Raw genomic sequence first — 16,800 nt, 5'->3', positions numbered from 1 at the left:
AAACACCGACCCGAGGGCCGGTGTAGACGGTAGAAACAAGGAACAACGATGAATCGTCCGGAGCTTTAGCGCACGCCTCGCCCAGCCATGGCCTCAGGGGTAAAGGCATTTGGCGGTAGTTTGTCGACTGGCGAGAAAAATGCCTTGGGGTCGCCCTGGCTGGCTACAAAGGTGTAGCCACCACGAGCCAAGTCATAGCCAGTCAGGCAGGACACAAAGTCCACGGTACCGACACCAGCAATATAGTTTGCGCCTGTGTTGCCAAGCAACACGCGGAAGACCTTGCCAGCCTGGTCGAAGCCCTCACTTGCAACAACGGCCCAGCTATCTTCCTCAAGATAGAAGTTGCGCTTTGAGGCCGTATGACGCATACCGCTCTTCAATGTGGCCTCGACTACCCATACGCGACGAAGCTCCCAGCGCATAACATCTGGATTGATATGCTGCTTACCGATTAGCTTGTCAAAAGGAGCAGTCACAGCCATGTAGTTGTTGTAGGGGATATACATCTCTTTCTTGCCGACCAGTTTGAAGTCGAAGCGGTCCATACGCCCGGCAAACATGTTGGCTTCGTCGAAGTACAGAACCCCACCCAGCGGAGTAATTGGCGTGTCATAAGAGAACTCCGGCGCTAGGCGTACACGCCGCTGTCCAGTGGAGTAACTCCAGGAGCGCTGATCTTTGGTGTCATAACGCAGCGGATACCAGAGCAAAATCTTGTTACCGGCATCTCGTGCTGGCGAAAGAGTATTGGTAAGGCTGTAATAGTAGTAATCGCCACCACCCGACCAGTATGGCGTTCCACCATAGAAGCTGAACTGCTGCGGCGTTGCGAGGTTACCTGCAGCGTCCACCACTAGGTTGGTACCACGCCCCTCGGTGAAACCTGCTGGCCGCTCACGCAGCAAGTGGTTCCACATAGCTTGATAGCCATCCTTCGGAATAGGGAACGGAATGCCGTCGGCACAACCAGTGACACCGACACCGTTACTGGTGGTCTGGCATTCAGGGTTTGTGGCGTTTTTCAACGTGGCTGCAGCCCGTTCAGCACTCATCTGCGGATAGGTGCGATGGGTAGAATAAACGTTCACTTTGTAAGTATCGGGCCAGCGCCTGATCAACTCCTGCACACCAGGGCTGAGCTTGTCCGCATATTTCGCAACATTCTTGGCGTCGATAGTAAATTGGGGCTTCTCATCGGCAAACGGATCGACCCATTTACCAGAACCTTGTACATAGTTGGCCGGAGGTTTGGTCATTCCGCCGTTATAAGCGGGAATAGTGCCATCCGCGTTGCCGGCCTTTTCCGCCCCCCATGTAGTCAGCTTGGCGCCCAATAGGGCCGCCTCATCTGCGCTGACAGCCGCAGAGGCTGAGTGGATGATGAACGCAGACAGGATCGCAAGGGAAAGTGCCGCTTGGGTTTTCATGGAAACGCTACCTCTCATTATTGTTAGAAGCTGGTCTTGACGGTCAGACCGATACGGCCGCGGTCGGTGGTCTGCCAGGCACCATTACCGGTATACGAGGCGCCGTTACGCATGATTCTGGCGGTCGAGTCCGCGTAGGTCAGGGCAACGGTCCATTGGTTGCGGATGTTCAGCTCGCCACCGATGGAGTAGGTAGCCGCGCCTTGGTTGGTACCACCGAAGTCGGCGGTATTGCCCTTCAGACCCGCCTGGTAAGTAACAGGCATAGTCAGGTCCACACCCGGGTAGACTTGGGACCACTGCGGCGCGAAGCGGATGCCTAAACCAATGGCGTCGTCAGTAGCGCAACCTGCCCATTTGCCGCGAGGGCAGTTCGTGGTGCCTTCACCGTAGAACAGGTTTTCGTTCTTTTTCACGTCAATGAGATGGTCGTAGGTCAATTCCGCGGTCACGGTGCCCGAGTCCCACAACGCGTTCTGGCTCAGGCCGTAGATCGTGTTGAGGATCACGTGATACGTGTCACCTCGCGCGCCCTCGTCCGACTGTGCGAACCCTACGGTATTGAGGCCTGCGTTCTTGCGATAAGCGATCTCGGCACCCACGGCGAATACGTCGATAGTGGCGTCGACACTCAGACCAAACAGCTTGGTCTTCTCGGGAAAGACAGCGCGGTACTGGAGGGGGTTATCCGGGTTGCGCAACAGCCATAAGCCGTTTTTCTCGTCGAATTCACGATAGTAGAGACCGACCGTGGTGGCGTTCCAGTCGACGAAGTTGTACTTGGCGTTGACACCCCAGTTGCCGCGTTTTTTGTCGGGCTCTACCGCATCACCGCGTACAAATGGCAGGCCGGCGCCGGTCTTGTCGGGACCATCCAGGGTGAAGTCCGATGGGCCAAGGAAGGTACCGCCTTCTGGCGAACGCACATGGTCCCAATCGAAGAAGTATTGCGCCGCTACCGAAAGATTGTCGTTTACCTGCATCGTTGCGGAAATCTGATTCAACGGCAGGAACAGCTCACGCACCTCAGTACCGGGAATCGCCGCACCTTTGCGGCCATCAACCGGCGATTGGCTGTAGGCGATACCGGATTGGGTAAAGACCGAGTTGCCCCAATAGACCACATGCTGCCCCACTTTCACCGACAGGGGCATGTTGCCCAGCTCGAAGTTGCCGTACACGAATGCATCGAGAATCTCGCCAGACGGCCCACGGTAAAAACGCTTGGTCGTCGAGGAGTACTTGTCGTTGTTGTACGAGGACGGCACTCCCCTGAGGTCCGGATTACGTTCGACGTCGGTATCGCCGTAGGCCTGGTCCGCCCAGCCCGATGCGGAAACCCGGAAACCGTGGGTGTTGCGCCAGCCCACCTCCAGTTCGCTGAGGATATCCAGACGATTGGAGGTGATATCTCCTTTGTCGAACTTGTAGTCGCCGTCGTCGAACGCAGGGTTGCCCCCGATTCGATCATCACGCCCCTCCACGCGGGCCTGAAGGTTGTAGCGAAAGGTATTATCCCAGCGGACAGTCCAATCTGAGCTACCGGTGTCGATCTCGATGGCGAAGGCCGGGCTGAAAGCGGCCATGGATGCACATATTGCTGCTATCTGGGTGGTGTGCTTGCGGGGGCATGCGGTCATTTTCATGTCTTCTCGTTCTTGTTTTACAAAACATGCTGGAGGTCGCTACCTAGGTAACTACGTTAGTATAGTTACATCAGAAAACCGCTTCTGTAAAATGATTTCTGCTCGCTCCCAGAAGGTCATTGCTCGGTTGCTTTTCAACGGAGGTGAGCGTTCTCCTCTTTAGCGTGATCATGCTCATCCGCTCTTCGACCAGGGATTACCCGCGATTCAAGTCCAGCGCAACGAAAATGCATTGTGTGAATCCGGCGCTTGCAATTCAGTCAGGCACGACTCAACATGGATAACTACGTTAGCGTTGTATTCCAAATCCCTACACCGCAAACATCCATTTTCGAAGGCATGCAGCATCCGCCCATGTTCTCGATACCGCGCATGCAACCCTCTGCGAGCTCGCAGGGTGTAAGTGCCCTGCGCCGCCTTTCTCCACGAACAGAAGGGCGGCGCTGGTTCCCTGTCGCGAATCAGCCAGAGTTGAGAACACCAGACTGCGCATGCTTTGAACAGCCGGAACAAATGGCTATTGCGGAAGCTAACCTGGCGATCTAATCTACATAGGTAACTACGTCAAAACCGATAACCCCAAAGGGTTTTCTGTGACGATGGTGAACTAGAATAAAAACAACAGAGGGCCACCTCATGCGCACGCACATGCTAATGCTCACCTGCGTTTTTCATCAGTTAGTCGGCTGTTCCGAGCTCCCTGCTCCCGCTACCGACAGGTACCTTGCGCAGTACCACTACTGCGTTCAGTCAACGGAAACCGCATGCAGCCCTCCCGCCAACATCTCGCTGGGCGGGCTGTTTCGTTGAGTTTCGTCAAACCGTTTTAACCACCAAAGGACCTTTATGCACCCGCATTACGCGCTGAGTTTTGCTTGCTTAATCGCTTTCTCCGGTCTGGTCATGGGGGCGGACCTTCCTGCCCCCGTAGAGGCCTATCAAGCAGAAGCGAGTCAGGCACGAGGCCTGCTCGCGAAGGCCGTGGCCGCGTACAAAGAAGAAGGCGACACCGTGTTGGCTCAGCTTAGTCGCCAGGGAAGATTCACCACTCCAGACACTTACGTGTACGTGATCAACACTCAGGGCGTGATGCTGGCCAGCGGCGGCCCCTCCGCCATTTACATCGGCCGGGATATCCGTCCGATGCTCGATGACGAACTGAAAAACGCGCTCAACGAAGCTTTGTCCAGTGCCAACGATGACGTTGCCCATAGCCGCGAATACCACTGGATGAACTGGCGGGACGGCAAGCGCGAACGCAAGCGTGTGTATTTTCAACGCGTAGGCGACAAGGTCTTTGCGGCCGGTTATTACATGCCTCGCTCCTCCCCTCAGGAAGCAGCCCAGCTGCTTGACGACGCAGTGAGTGCCCTGCAGACAGATCCGCGCGCCACCCTGGAAAAAATCAATCGCCTCGACGCATTCTTCAACCGCGACGATCTCTATGTGTTTGTTATCGATGACACCTCCCAGAAATTCGCCGCCCATGGCGCAGACCACCGCCTGGTGGGCACTGATATCCGCACGCTGAGGGGCGCGGATGGCGAGCTGATCGGCCCGCGCCTGCTTGCCGCCGTCAAAGGGCGAGTCCAGGGAGAAGCCACCTACGCATGGCGCAATCCGGTGACGGGAAGCAAAGAGCAGAAGCACACGCTGATGAAGCGACAGGGGCATTTCATCGTCGCTGTTGGCTATTACGCGACCCGCCCTACCCCATGAGCACGGTCAGAGCGTAACCACCTCCCTGCAATCGAATTACGCCTCGACAGCCAATGGCATAAGTCGCCGGCAAAAACACGCCCAATTAGTACGCACTACTCATTATGAGGATGACACCCAATGGGCCCTGACCAGATAAGCCTAGGTTTCCTGATCGTGGATGTGGCGAAACTGATGCGCCGCTCCTTCGAGAAACACCTCGCAGGCAACAGGCTGCCCCTCAGTCAGGCCCGCACGCTGATCTACGTGGCCAAATATCAGGGCTGCCGGCAAGTTGAGCTGGCAGACATGCTGGAAATAAAGCCGATCACCCTGGCCAGACTGATCGACCAGCTGGAACTCGCGGATCTGGTTGAACGCCGTCGCGACCCTAATGACCGTCGTGCCTACCGTCTGTTTCTGCGTCCCAAGGCAGAAGCAGAACTCTCAACCATCGCCCTGGTTGCCGAACAAACGGGACAGCAAGCGCTGCGCAACCTTTCCTTTGACGAAGCCCAGGCCCTGGTCTTCGCCTTGCGTCATGTCCGCACCAACCTCTCTGCATGAGCCAGTTCATGAATAGCGAATTGCCCCTGGAAAAAAAGCCCCAACGCCGTCGCCGATTGCTATTGATGGTCGTGCTTCCTGGCTGCGTTATCGCCGCCTCGGTCGCGCTGTACCTCCACGGTGGACGCTATGTAGAGACGGATAACGCCTACGTCAAAGCCGATAAAGTACCCATCAGTGCGGACATTTCGGGAACGGTGCTGGAGGTAGTGGCCAAAGAAAACCAGGATGTCGCGGCCGGCGAATTGCTGTTCCGCATCGACCCGGCAAACTTCCGAATCGCCGCAGCTAAGGCCGAGGCCGAACTGGCCGAGACACGCACAGACCTCGCCTCCCTAAAAGCCAGTTTTCAAGAAAAGAAAGCTGAACTGGCGCTGGCGCGAACCCGCACCGAATACTCGGCGCGCGACTGGCATCGCCAGGAGAATCTAGCAGCCAAAGGCTATCTGTCCCCCGCTCGCCTCGACGAGGCCAGGCAACTCAAACAAATTGCCCAACAGGAGCAAGTGGCCAAGGAGCACGACCTTACTCGCATCGTCGAATCGCTCGGCGGCGACGTAAACAGCCCTATCGAGAAGCACCCCAGCTACCTGGCGGCTCTCGCGGGACTGGAACGGGCACGGCTGGACCTGGCCCGAATCGAAGTACGCGCCTCGCTGGCCGGCCATGTGAGCAACTTGCCTAAGCCTGGCCAGTACATCATGGCAGGCAGCACCACGATGACCCTGGTCGCCAATCGGGATCTCTGGATCGAAGCCAACTTTCCGGAAAAGGACCTGACCTACGTACGCCCCGGGCAACAGGTAGAGGTGCGATTCGATATGTATCCCAGTCGCAGCTGGATGGGCATTGTCGACAGTCTGAGCCCCGCAACCGGCGCCGAGTTCTCTGTGCTACCTGCGCAGAACGCAACCGGTTTTTCGGCGCCAGCCTGGTACCTCTGTCGCAGTCATTGCTGCTGGACACCTACCCCAAGGAAAAACATGGGTCGGCGATGGCGATGTGGGGAGTGGGCGTCATGGTCGGTCCGATTCTGGGTCCGACACTGGGCGGCTGGCTAACCGAGTATTACTCCTGGCACTGGGTGTTTTATATCAACCTGCCCTTCGGTGTACTCGCCTGGCTGGGGTTGGCCACATCCGTCCAGGAAAGCTCGATAGATACAACGAGGAAATTCGACTACCTCGGTTTCACTCTACTGGCAGTTGCTATTGGAGCCTTTCAGCTCATGCTGGATCGGGGCGAATCGCTGGACTGGTTCGCCAGTGGTGAAATCCTGGTAGAAGGCTTTTTGGCGGGGCTGTGTCTTTACCTGTTCATTGTACACACCTGCACGCATCCTCAGCCGTTTATCAACCCTGACATGTTCAAAGACCGCAACCTGTGTATGGGGCTGATCTTCATCTTCCTGGTGGGCATCGTATTGCTTGCCACCATGGCCTTGCTACCACCCTTTATGCAGAACCTCTTGGGCTACCCAGTGCTGGACGTGGGCTATGTATTGGCCCCCCGCGGCTTTGGCACCATGGTCGCGATGCTGCTGGTTGGAAGACTGATTTCCAAAGTGGATCCTCGCCCGCTGATTGCCCTCGGACTGTTGCTGACCAGCCTGTCTCTCTGGGAAATGACACAGTTCAATCTCGATTCGTCGAGCGCAGACATCATTCGTACCGGTATCACCCAGGGCTTTGGCCTTGGTCTGATTTTCACGCCGCTGACAACGATCAGTTTTTCGACGCTGGCGCCAGCCTTTCGCAACGAAGGAACTGCGCTGTACAGCCTCTTGCGCAATGTCGGTTCCGGCATTGGCATCTCAATCGTGATTACATACCTGAGCCAGCGGACACAAATTAATCACGCCGTGTTCACCGGCTACCTGACGCCGTTCAGCCAGCCACTACAACTGGCCGTGCAGGCGGGAGTGTACGACCTTGATACCACAGCAGGCCTGATGAAACTGGACAAGGAAGTTGCTCGCCAGGCCGTGACCCTGGCCTACCTGCAGGACTTCCGTCTGATGATGTTCATCACCCTGGCAGCGCTGCCAATGACGCTCTTGCTGCGTGTGCCCTAGCGAAATCCGCCCCCTGGAAATGTCATAGCCGAGTAGCAGTCGAGCTGGCTGCTGCCTCGCGAGTGACTATCGCGAACACGGCAAAGAAGTCTTACGCTACTTATATAACTAGGTTATCGTACATAGACAACAGCAACGGCAGCAGCTAGACATCGCGTTGCCCCATGCCCACTACAACGACAAAAACTCGCACGAAGGGATAGCAGCATGATGTTGGATAAGAGCAACGTGGAGTACATGGTCACCGAAGCAGCCAGGCTGATTCGCTGCGCCTTCGTACAACAGATCGAAAACCGCAACCTGACGCTTCGCCAAGCCCAGGTACTGGCCTACATCGCCAGGCATCCAGGATGCCGACAGGCCGACCTTGCCGAGGCGCTGGCCAAAAGAAACATGACGCTGACCGGAGTGCTGGATCGCCTTGAACGCCAAGGACTGTTAGAGCGACGCCAGGACCCCAGTGACCGCCGCGCACACCTGTTGTTCTTGAAAGACAAGGCATCTGCCGAACTGGACACCATCAGCAGCAGCACGACCAACGTACGCGAAGCCGCACTGCAGAACATCTCCGAAGCAGATATCACCGTGCTGACCAACGTATTGCGCAATATTGCTGAAAACCTGAACAGCAAAACCGTCAAACAACACCGGTAACGGATAACGGGGGGCCCTTCTCACCTCAACAAAGCCGTCGCTGGCCCTCCTCCTGGCCTCACGAATTCATGGCACCGACTTGGCCGTCAAAACCACCGCTAAGCGCTGCATCAAAAATATGCCGCAGCATGAGAAACCCGATGTTCTCGGTGATTCAAAGCAAGGAGCCGCGCAAATTGCTCAAACACTTGGCATCCGATCTTGAGTTCTAGCGCCCCCTCTTCTGGCGAGCCTCTCGTTTTCAATCCCCGTCCTCTTTTATCGGCGCAGTGAAGCTAAAGCCTCTACGCATCTCGCGATCCCGGTAGTAACCAACCAATTTAAGCGCCACACATAGATATATAGGTTTACCTAGTTGACACTCTTAATAATGACGCTTACGTTAACGTAAGGCACGTAACGAGACACTGGAGAGCCACACCATGCATAACCTGCCCGGCCTGAATTTTTTCCTTGGCGAAGAGATCGACATGCTGCGCGAATCCGTTGCGGGCTTTGCCGCAAAAGAAATCACGCCTCGAGCCGAGCAGGCAGACCGTACAGATCAATGCCCTATGGACCTGTGGCGTAAGTTCGGCGATATGGGCCTGCTCGGCCTGACCGTTTCTGAGGAGTATGGCGGCGCGGGCATGGGCTATCTGGCCCATATGGTAGCCATGGAAGAAATATCTCGCGCAGCCGATGGCATCGGCCTGTGCTACGGCCTGCCAGCGCGGCATTCCCTTGCTGTTCCTGCAGCACATCACCGGCTTTATGGTCGGCCAGAAATATGAGGCCGGCAGTATCGCCAAACATGGTGCCAAGCTCGTTACTGCCGTGGCCTGCGCCAAAAGTGCCGAAATTCACGGTGATCATCGGCGGGAGCTTTGGCGCTGGTAATTACGGGATGTGTGGCCGCGCATACGACCCACGCTTTTTGTGGATGTGGCCCAACGCCAAGATCGGGGTGATGGGGGCACAGCAAGCGGCGGGCGTGCTGGTTCAGGTGAAGCAGGGCCAAGCACAACGCCCCGGCCAGGTGTTCACCGAAGAGGAAGAGCAGAACCTCAAGCAACCCATCGTGGTGCAGTACGAACGCCAGGCGCACGCCTACTACTCGAGTGCACGTCTCTGGGACGACGGCGTCATCGACCCGGCGCAGACCCGCGACATCCTCGCACTGGCTCTTTCAGCCGCCCTTAATGCTCCTATCGAACCCACCACCTTCGGTGTTTTCCGCATGTGATATCGGCGCACCTGCACCGCAAAAATGGCCACCCATTGAGACCGAAGAGATGACCGACTTCATCACCATTGAACTGGATATAGAACCAACCGGCGTTGCCACGCTCTGGCTGAATCGTCCCGATAAAAACAATGCGTTCAATGCCGAAATGATCAGCGAGCTGAACGCAGCCCTGCGCATTCTGTTTGATAGCGAGATCGCAAGATTTCTGCTGCTACGAGGGCGAGGCAAACACTTTTCCGCCGGAGCAGACCTGACCTGGACGCAGAACTGCACCTTGCTCAGTTATGCAGAAAACCTCAAGGATGCCCACGAACTGGGTGAACTAATGGAGCGCCTTCATCAACTCCCCATGCCAACCCTGGCGGTCGTTCAAGGCGCTGCGTTCGCCGGAGCAATGGGATTGGTCAGTTGCTGTGACATGGCCATCGGTGCAACGGACGCCTTGTTCAGTCTTTCAGAAGTACGCATCGGGCTGGCCCCGGCGGTCATCAGTCCCTATGTCGTACAAGCGATCGGCGAACGTGCCGCGCGCCGCTACGCCCTAACCGCCGAGCGTTTCGATGGCGAACGCGCGCAGCAATTGGGCCTTCTTGCCGAGACTTACCCGGCCGCAGAGCTCGATTCCGCCGTTGAACAGTGGGTTGCAAACTTGCTGAAAAACAGCCCGCTGGCCATGCGAGTGACCAAGTCCTTGTTGTTGGATGTCGGCAGCGGAGCACTGAGCGCAGAGCTGCGCCAACGCACTGAGACCACCATCGCCAGCATTCGCACCAGCGAAGAGGGTCAGGAGGGGCTGAACGCCTTCTTGGAAAAACGCACACCGGACTGGCTGGGAGAATCGGCATGAAAACTCTCAACACCTTACTGATCGCCAACCGTGGTGAAATCGCCTGCCGTGTGATGCGTACCGCCAAAGATCTGGGGCTCGCCACCGTTGCCGTTTACAGCGATATCGATCGCACCGCTCGGCACGTTCGAGAAGCGGATATTGCCATCAGTCTCGGTGGAACCAAGCCCAGCGAAAGCTATTTGCTCGCGGAAAAAATCATTGCGGCCGCCAAGGCCAGCGGCGCGGACGCCGTGCATCCCGGCTATGGTTTTCTCTCGGAAAACGCCTCGTTTGCCCATCAATTGGAAGCAGCGGGCCTGATTTTCCTCGGCCCACCTGCCAGCGCTATCGAAGCCATGGGCAGCAAGTCCGCAGCCAAGGCATTGATGGAAAAAGCCGGTGTTCCGTTAGTGCCCGGCTATCACGGCGAAGCGCAAGACCTGGAAACCTTTCGCGCTGCCGCAGAGCACATCGGCTACCCCGTTTTACCGAAAGCCACCGCCGGTGGTGGTGGCAAAGGCATGAAAGTTGTCGAGCGGAAGAACGATCTGCACGAGGCGCGCAGTTCTGCTCAACGCGAAGCGCAAGCCGCATTCGGCGACTCGCGGATCTGGTGGAAAAATACGTGATAAAACCACGTCATGTGGAAATTCAGGTGTTCGCCGACCGGTACGGCAACTGCCTTTACCTGAACGAGCGTGATTGCTCCAATCAACGGCGTCATCAAAAAGTCGTTGAGGAAGCACCTGCGCCTGGTCTATCACGCGAGCTGCGGCGCGCCATGGGAGAGTCCGCCGTTCAGGCCGCGAAAGCCATCGACTACGTGGGGGCAGGCACTGTCGAATTCCTGCTCGATGCCCGCGGGGAATTCTTCTTTATGGAGATGAATACCCGTCTGCAAGTGGAGCACCCAGTAACCGAGGCCATTACCGGTCTCGACCTTGTCGCCTGGCAGATCCGGGTAGCACGTGGCGAGCCTCTGCCGATCACCCAGGATGAAGTGCCGCTTCAGGGGCATGCCATCGAAGTACGCCTGTATGCAGAGGATCCTGAAGGCGGCTTTTTACCCACCAGTGGCCATCTCGATTTGTACCGGGAGCCGGCTGGCGGCCCGGGGCGCAGGGTAGACAGCGGCGTCGCCGAAGGAGATGAAGTCTCGCCGTTCTATGACCCAATGGTGGCCAAGCTGATCGCCTGGGGCGAAAACCGTGAGGAGGCGCGCCAACGACTGCTGGCCATGCTCAAGGAAACGGCGGTCGGTGGTTTCAAAACCAACCTGGCCTTTCTCGCCCGCATCATTGGGCACCCGGCCTTCGCAGCGGCGGAGCTGGATACTGGTTTCATTTCTCGTCACGAGGCGGATCTGCTACCCGAGCAAGAGCCGCTACCGGACGACTTTTGGCGTGCGGCAGCCGCCGCATTTGTCATCAGCGATGGCGAGCGCATGCGGCATGATCACCCCTACTCCCCCAGGAGTGGTCACACAGGTTGGCGTGCAGGTCTGCCCAATGAAATCGCGCTGACACTGCGCAATGGTGAGACCACCTGCCCACTGAAGCTAGCGACAACCGATGATGCATCTGCCCGTCTTCAGCGCCAGACGTTTTACCGCAAAGGTGATGTTCTCTATCTGAAGTGGAACGGTGTATTGCATACGGTTCGCCAGGTGGACCCTATTGCTCATGCAGGTGCGGCTCAGTCGGGACATGGTGGCGGCCTCACGGCCCCCATGAATGGCAGCATCGTACGCATCCTGGTAGAGGCAGGTCAGCAGGTCGAGGCTGGCGCACCGCTGGTGGTACTGGAGGCCATGAAGATGGAGCATAGTATCGCGCCCCCCACAATGGCGTGGTCCAAGCCATTTACTGCAGTGAAGGCGAACTAATCAGCGAGGGTGTTGCCCTGGTCGAACTGGAAAAGGAGACCCCGCCATGAGCCTGCCATCGAGCGTTCGCTTGGTGGAGGTCGGGCCGCGTGACGGCTTGCAAAACGAGAAGCAGCCGATTGGGGTAAACGACAAGATTCACCTGATCAACCAACTCTCCGCCTCGGGACTCGGCTATATCGAGGTGGGGAGCTTTGTTTCCCCCCAGTGGGTACCGCAAATGGCTGGCAGTGCCGAGTCTTTGCAGGTATTGAACAGCGCGACGGCGTCATCTATGCAGCGCTGACTCCCAACCTCAAAGGACTCGAAGGCGCGATAGCAGCGGGCGTCAAAGAGATAGCCGTTTTCGCCGCCGCTTCCGAAGCGTTTTCCCGACGTCTGATGGCGTTAAAACGATGCGACCCGTCATCAAGCACCGCCAGAACCATCATTGACCACTTATCAGCGATTTGGTCGAACAGCGCCCGGCTTGGGCACTCCGACGAAAAACATTGCGGCTTTAATTCCAGCATCGAAGTTTCCTACACTGATGCCTTCCAGCAAGCTGGCGTAGATATTGGCCAATGCCTGGCCATAGGTGTCATGGAAATGACCGGCCAGTTTGTCGCGTGGAACCCAGCCATTTCGCGAATTGCATAGATGGACGCTCGACAAACTGCCCGAGGTTGAAGCGGCCCGGTCGAAGTTTGACGAGGCCGCGGAGTTTAAGCTGGCGGAGTGATTCGGTTACCGCGCAAGCTACAATTTATAGTTCAATGTCATCAGTGCATTACGCGGCGCTCCATAACTGACAGTATCGAAATCGCCTTTCTGGGTTGCATATTTTTTATCAAACACATTGTTGACATTGATTGATAGGTCCATGTTCCTTGTCAACTCATAACGCGCCATCAGTGACGTCAGCGCATAGGGGTCTTGTTCCGCTACCCTCGTGCTCGTACTGCTGCTTAAGAAGCGGCTTTGCCATCTGACGCCTCCGCCCAAAGTCAACTTTTCCAACATGCCAGGTAATTTGTACGTAGTGAACATCTGAGCGGTTGTGCGCGGTACCTGTGCGTTCAGCCTGGCGTCGTCGCCATCCTTGGCTGTGAAAGCGGCGATGCCAGCGTAGATGTTCCAATTGGGAGCAACTTCACCCTGCAGGTCAAACTCGACCCCGCGGGATCTGGTGCCATCAATACCTTTGTAAGCTTGCGCACCGCCTGGAGTAAGAAGACTGCCATCCGGTTGTGCAGCGTTGTCCAGTTCAGTGTCAAACAATGCGACAGACGCATTCAATCGCCCCTCCAGGTATTCAGCCTTGAGGCCAATCTCTTTCGTCTTGCCCTCCGTCGGTGTGAGGACATTGCCATTGCTGTCTCGGAACGATGTTTGCGGGTTAAATATGCCGGTATAACTGATATATACGGAATACGTATTATCAATGTCGTATATCAGGCCTGCATAAGGTGTAAACTCATTACTCTTTTTATAATTGAACGGCGTCCCACCTGCAGTCTCGTCGATCTCGTACCGACTGAACCGCCCTCCGACAATCAATTTCAATGGGTCGCCCAATGAGAATCTCGCTGTACTATAGAAGCCGCGCTGTTTAACCTCGGTATCGGTCGGCATAGACGCCATTGCATCAAAGTCGGGCTTGGGGAAATGATTATTCCAATTGTAGATATTGCCGGGTGTGAACCCTACAAAAAAGGGACTGATATCGTCTTTATTCGAGGTATACCGAGAACTCATACCGCCTACTACCAGGTCATGTTGGCGCCCCATTAAATCGAAGGGACCGCTCGCCATCACATCAAAGGTGTTTTGACGGCTTTTCCCTTTGCCAGCCAACGCAACCGGATAAGCGCCATTAGGGAAAATGCCTAATCCAGTCTCCTGGTCGGGTGTACCAAACCCGCCCAATAACTGGGAGTCATACTTAGTGCGGTACTGGTTCACCACACCGTGAACTTTCCAACCGTTATCAAACCGGTGTTCAAGTTCGGCAAAAGCCGTCTGCCGGGTGCTGTCCCAGCGATTCCAGTCCGCGGCCAGGGATTTGGAGCGCGACCATTCTGCCTCTGAGCCGTTGCTGAACCATAGAGGAGCACCGCCCCATGTCGGTCGCTCAGGGGAACTGTTCTGATAGTCATACCCAATATCCAAAGTGGTGTCTTCGGTGAGATCTGCCTCAATGACCCCGTAGAACGCTTGCTTTTGTGTTTGGTAACCATCGATGTAGGAGTGACCATCGTTATTGACCCCTACCATACGTGCTCGGATACGACCGTCGGTTGTCAACGGTACGGAAACATCCCCCATCTCTCGGAAACTGTCCCAGGCCCCCGCACTGATAGAGGTGGAGGCCGAGAACTCTGGCGTTGGTCTTTTGCGCACCAGGTTGACCGCAGCCGACGGATTGCCCGTGCCAGTAAGAAGCCCGTTAGCCCCGCGCACAATTTCGACACGGTCGTAAAATGCCGTTTCCAGGTCGCTGATACCGCTGCCGTTTATGACATCACCGATGACGGCGGGTATGCCGTCATACTGAATGTTGTCGATCAGAAAACCTCGGGAATAGAAACTCGTGCGTTGGCTATCTGATTGGTAAGACGAGATGCCAGTCGTGCTCTCCAGTACCCCCTGAACTGAATCCAGCTTTTGATCGTCCATGCGCTGACGCGTTACCACGGAAATTGATTGCGGCGTCTCCCGCAACGTCAGCGGCAAGCGAGTCGCGGCGGTGGTCTGGCCGGTGGTGTAAAGCCCCGTCCCTTCCGTCGTGGTGGTATCGGGTGTCCTCGTCCCGCTTATCGTCACCGATGGGAGAATCATCACGCCTTGAGACTGAGTGCTCTCATCGGCTTCGACAGGGTCCTGCGCCATTACACAACTCGAACTACCTAAAAACACCAACAGCACTGCAGTCACTGGGTTTGTCAGCAAACGCTCAGGCACGCAAGGGCGCCGCTCACCGCAGTAAGTCAACAAATTCCACATCAGCCATTCCTTATCAAGAAAAAACAGACAGCGGCCGACCGTCGAGAGACGGGTTTGAGAGAGGGCCGACAACTCAACCGGCACCAGGCCGGAGAACAGAAGTGACAAATCAATCTCAAGTGAAACTGATTTGCATTCGTTGTCGCGCAATCTAGCAACAAGCCGCCGTTGCCAGATATCGAAGGATGGCCAGATTATTTTCCAGTTCAGCCAATGTCAGCGATTGGTCGTTTTCCAGCCGAAATGAGAAAACTGCAAAACATTTCGCAATGTAGAAAAAGCGGCAAGGCCTTCCCGGCAGCGGCTTATGGCTGAGTCGTCCTGCCGCCAGGATTGGTCAGGCTCGGATAGATCGCCTACGAGCCATTACACGTCGTCAGGAAACAGGATTGACGGCACGGGCAATGACTCACCTGCGATAAGAGCGCTGGCTGAGCGGGCGGAGAGATATTGCACAGGCGGTTTGCCTACGGTTTTGCGGAACATCGTGATGAAGCCACTGGGTCCCTCATAACCAAGCTCCAGTGCAACCGATTGGACGCTTTCGCCCTTGGTCATGCGTTGCAGTGACACAATTACATGCAATTGCCGACGCCAACGTCCAAAACTCATCCCTATTTCCTGCAGCAAAAGCCGACTCATGCTGCGCTCACTCATGCCAATGCGAGTAGCCCACTCGCGCACCGAAACCTTAGCCGCGGGGTCGGCCAAGAGTATTTCAGCGAGCCTGCGCAGACGCGTGTCGCGAGGCATCGGCAAATGCAGGTCCTCCACGGGGGCTGCCGACAACTCGTCCAATAACGTTGCGATCAGGCGGTCTTCGCGCGCGACATTGACAGTGTCTCCCGAGAACCCCACCGCCTTCAGCAGCAACTCACGCAACAGCGGTGATACGCCAATCGTGCAGCAGTTTCGCGGAAGATTCGGAGCGGCATCAGGTTCAACAAACAGGCAATAACATTCCGTTTCTCCTGAACCACGTGTCGCATGTGACAAACCACCGGGTATCCATACGGCACATTGTGGTGGAACGATCCAGACGCCATCTTCTATTTCACAATTGAGGATGCCGCGCACGGAATAAAGCAGTTGCGCCTTACGATGTTGATGGCTGGCTTGCTCCCAATCCTTGCTCACCATCGAAGCGCTGAGGGCAACGACGGGCCGCGAAATGCCATCGACGTCCCATACGGCGACCATGTCTTTTTTAGCAGTGTTCGCCATAGCAGATGTCCCCACGCTAAGCCCTCAAAAAATAAAAATGGCTGCTTTGAACAATATTGTGGCCAGCCTGTGCAATTCAGCCGGATCGCTTGCAGAGTATCCTGAAACCGCAGGACATCACAGAGGTTTGGCAACGTGTCGAAGGACTATAGAAATGCGTATAGACGCCACACAATTTCCGTTCGTTTGGTTGCAAAAAACCACACCGGGCCATAGCCAAGAAGAGTCACTTGCCGAGTTTGAAGCCGTGCTTGCTCGCAATGAGCCCTTCGTATTGATAAGCAATGAAGGTCTGGACAAGTCGCAACCGGAACACTCGCCAGAGGAACTGAAACAAATAACCCTATGGATGAAGCGCCACAAAAGCGAACTCAAGCGTTATGTCAAAGCCTCGATTCATATCGAATCAAGTCTCGCCAAACGGCTGGCAGGCAAAGCGTTCGCAATAATGTATGAAAAATTTTGGGGTTATCCCATGCTCATCTCAACCACTGAAGATGAAGCCTTGGCGCTGGCGCGGAAGTTATTGCAACCAAAGGAAAAGTAGCGGCGTCCCTGAACGCTGCTACTCATCAAGGGG

General features: G+C 56.1%; 11 protein-coding genes and 7 pseudogenes. 12 read left to right on the top strand and 6 right to left on the bottom strand.

The window, feature by feature from the left end; all coding sequences use genetic code 11:
- Positions 1-65: 65 nt before the first annotated feature.
- Both IB250_RS04380 and IB250_RS04375 read right to left on the bottom strand, forming a co-directional pair.
- Entirely contained in the window at positions 66-1,430 is a 1,365-nt protein-coding gene (locus IB250_RS04380) for a DUF1329 domain-containing protein (RefSeq protein ID WP_192343124.1), read from the bottom strand.
- Positions 1,431-1,453: 23 nt separating this feature from the next.
- On the bottom strand, positions 1,454-3,070 hold the full coding sequence (locus IB250_RS04375) for a DUF1302 domain-containing protein (RefSeq protein WP_318652630.1): 1,617 nt from the start codon (positions 3,068-3,070) through the stop codon (positions 1,454-1,456).
- Positions 3,071-3,922: 852 nt separating this feature from the next.
- On the opposite strand from IB250_RS04375, the gene IB250_RS04370 reads away from it, so the two are divergent.
- From IB250_RS04370 to IB250_RS04325, 10 genes and pseudogenes are all read left to right on the top strand, one after another.
- On the top strand, positions 3,923-4,795 hold the full coding sequence (locus tag IB250_RS04370) for a cache domain-containing protein (RefSeq protein ID WP_225603264.1): 873 nt from the start codon (positions 3,923-3,925) through the stop codon (positions 4,793-4,795).
- Between the two features lie 120 nt (positions 4,796-4,915).
- Positions 4,916-5,341 (top strand): MarR family winged helix-turn-helix transcriptional regulator, encoded by a 426-nt coding sequence (locus IB250_RS04365; RefSeq protein ID WP_192343122.1) that lies wholly within the window; start codon positions 4,916-4,918, stop codon positions 5,339-5,341.
- An 8-nt stretch (positions 5,342-5,349) separates the two neighbouring features.
- A complete protein-coding gene (locus IB250_RS04360; RefSeq protein ID WP_225603306.1) occupies positions 5,350-6,402 on the top strand; it encodes an HlyD family secretion protein in 1,053 nt (350 codons plus the stop codon).
- The gene (locus tag IB250_RS04355; RefSeq protein WP_225603263.1) at positions 6,294-7,415 is read left to right on the top strand and encodes a DHA2 family efflux MFS transporter permease subunit; all 1,122 of its coding nucleotides are present in this window, start codon (positions 6,294-6,296) and stop codon (positions 7,413-7,415) included. The genes IB250_RS04360 and IB250_RS04355 overlap by 109 nt, the downstream gene beginning before the upstream one ends.
- Positions 7,416-7,622: 207 nt before the next feature.
- Complete coding sequence (locus tag IB250_RS04350) at positions 7,623-8,069, top strand: MarR family winged helix-turn-helix transcriptional regulator (protein ID WP_192343121.1); 447 nt, start codon at positions 7,623-7,625, stop codon at positions 8,067-8,069.
- A gap of 422 nt (positions 8,070-8,491) precedes the next feature.
- A pseudogene (locus tag IB250_RS04345) lies at positions 8,492-8,773 on the top strand (acyl-CoA dehydrogenase family protein); the annotation flags it as partial.
- Positions 8,769-9,294, top strand: a pseudogene (locus IB250_RS04340) (carboxyl transferase domain-containing protein); the annotation flags it as partial. The pseudogenes IB250_RS04345 and IB250_RS04340, both read left to right, overlap by 5 nt.
- A gap of 49 nt (positions 9,295-9,343) precedes the next feature.
- The gene (locus IB250_RS04335) at positions 9,344-10,144 is read left to right on the top strand and encodes a gamma-carboxygeranoyl-CoA hydratase (protein WP_192343120.1); all 801 of its coding nucleotides are present in this window, start codon (positions 9,344-9,346) and stop codon (positions 10,142-10,144) included.
- A pseudogene (locus tag IB250_RS04330) lies at positions 10,141-12,061 on the top strand (acetyl/propionyl/methylcrotonyl-CoA carboxylase subunit alpha). Before IB250_RS04335 ends, IB250_RS04330 begins: the two are co-directional and overlap by 4 nt.
- Positions 12,058-12,389 (top strand): annotated as a pseudogene (locus tag IB250_RS04325) (hydroxymethylglutaryl-CoA lyase); the annotation flags it as partial. The pseudogenes IB250_RS04330 and IB250_RS04325, both read left to right, overlap by 4 nt.
- Here the strand turns inward: IB250_RS04325 and IB250_RS28585 are convergent.
- Positions 12,383-12,523, bottom strand: a pseudogene (locus IB250_RS28585) (winged helix-turn-helix transcriptional regulator); the annotation flags it as partial. The pseudogenes IB250_RS04325 and IB250_RS28585 sit on opposite strands and share 7 nt — an antisense overlap.
- A pseudogene (locus IB250_RS04320) lies at positions 12,513-12,626 on the bottom strand (hydroxymethylglutaryl-CoA lyase); the annotation flags it as partial. The pseudogenes IB250_RS28585 and IB250_RS04320, both read right to left, overlap by 11 nt.
- A gap of 1 nt (position 12,627) precedes the next feature.
- Between IB250_RS04320 and IB250_RS28580 the strand changes: the two are divergent.
- Positions 12,628-12,732: pseudogene (locus IB250_RS28580) on the top strand (transcriptional regulator); the annotation flags it as partial.
- A gap of 17 nt (positions 12,733-12,749) precedes the next feature.
- Here the strand turns inward: IB250_RS28580 and IB250_RS04315 are convergent.
- Together IB250_RS04315 and IB250_RS04310 are read right to left on the bottom strand one after the other, a co-directional pair.
- The gene (locus IB250_RS04315; protein ID WP_225603262.1) at positions 12,750-15,146 is read right to left on the bottom strand and encodes a TonB-dependent siderophore receptor; all 2,397 of its coding nucleotides are present in this window, start codon (positions 15,144-15,146) and stop codon (positions 12,750-12,752) included.
- Between the two features lie 216 nt (positions 15,147-15,362).
- A complete protein-coding gene (locus tag IB250_RS04310; RefSeq protein ID WP_192343119.1) occupies positions 15,363-16,220 on the bottom strand; it encodes an AraC family transcriptional regulator in 858 nt (285 codons plus the stop codon).
- A 154-nt stretch (positions 16,221-16,374) separates the two neighbouring features.
- On the opposite strand from IB250_RS04310, the gene IB250_RS04305 reads away from it, so the two are divergent.
- Positions 16,375-16,767 carry a hypothetical protein gene (locus IB250_RS04305; RefSeq protein ID WP_192343118.1) on the top strand — a complete coding sequence of 131 codons (393 nt, stop codon included), beginning with the start codon at positions 16,375-16,377 and terminating at the stop codon, positions 16,765-16,767.
- Positions 16,768-16,800 lie beyond the last annotated feature (33 nt).

Origin of the sequence: Pseudomonas sp. PDM09 (assembly GCF_014852305.1) — a bacterium.
GTDB lineage: Bacteria > Pseudomonadota > Gammaproteobacteria > Pseudomonadales > Pseudomonadaceae > Aquipseudomonas.
This window is presented reverse-complemented; position numbering and strand designations above follow the sequence as displayed.

Bases quoted from the DNA above. Each gene is read 5' to 3' on its own strand.
- IB250_RS04365 (WP_192343122.1), top strand. From the start codon at position 4,916: ATGGGCCCTGACCAGATAAGCCTAGGTTTCCTGATCGTGGATGTGGCG.
- IB250_RS04370 (WP_225603264.1), top strand. From the start codon at position 3,923: ATGCACCCGCATTACGCGCTGAGTTTTGCTTGCTTAATCGCTTTCTCC.
- IB250_RS04350 (WP_192343121.1), top strand. From the start codon at position 7,623: ATGATGTTGGATAAGAGCAACGTGGAGTACATGGTCACCGAAGCAGCC.
- IB250_RS04310 (WP_192343119.1), bottom strand. From the start codon at position 16,220: ATGGCGAACACTGCTAAAAAAGACATGGTCGCCGTATGGGACGTCGAT.
- IB250_RS04305 (WP_192343118.1), top strand. From the start codon at position 16,375: ATGCGTATAGACGCCACACAATTTCCGTTCGTTTGGTTGCAAAAAACC.
- IB250_RS04335 (WP_192343120.1), top strand. From the start codon at position 9,344: ATGACCGACTTCATCACCATTGAACTGGATATAGAACCAACCGGCGTT.
- IB250_RS04380 (WP_192343124.1), bottom strand. From the start codon at position 1,430: ATGAAAACCCAAGCGGCACTTTCCCTTGCGATCCTGTCTGCGTTCATC.
- IB250_RS04360 (WP_225603306.1), top strand. From the start codon at position 5,350: ATGAATAGCGAATTGCCCCTGGAAAAAAAGCCCCAACGCCGTCGCCGA.
- IB250_RS04375 (WP_318652630.1), bottom strand. From the start codon at position 3,070: ATGACCGCATGCCCCCGCAAGCACACCACCCAGATAGCAGCAATATGT.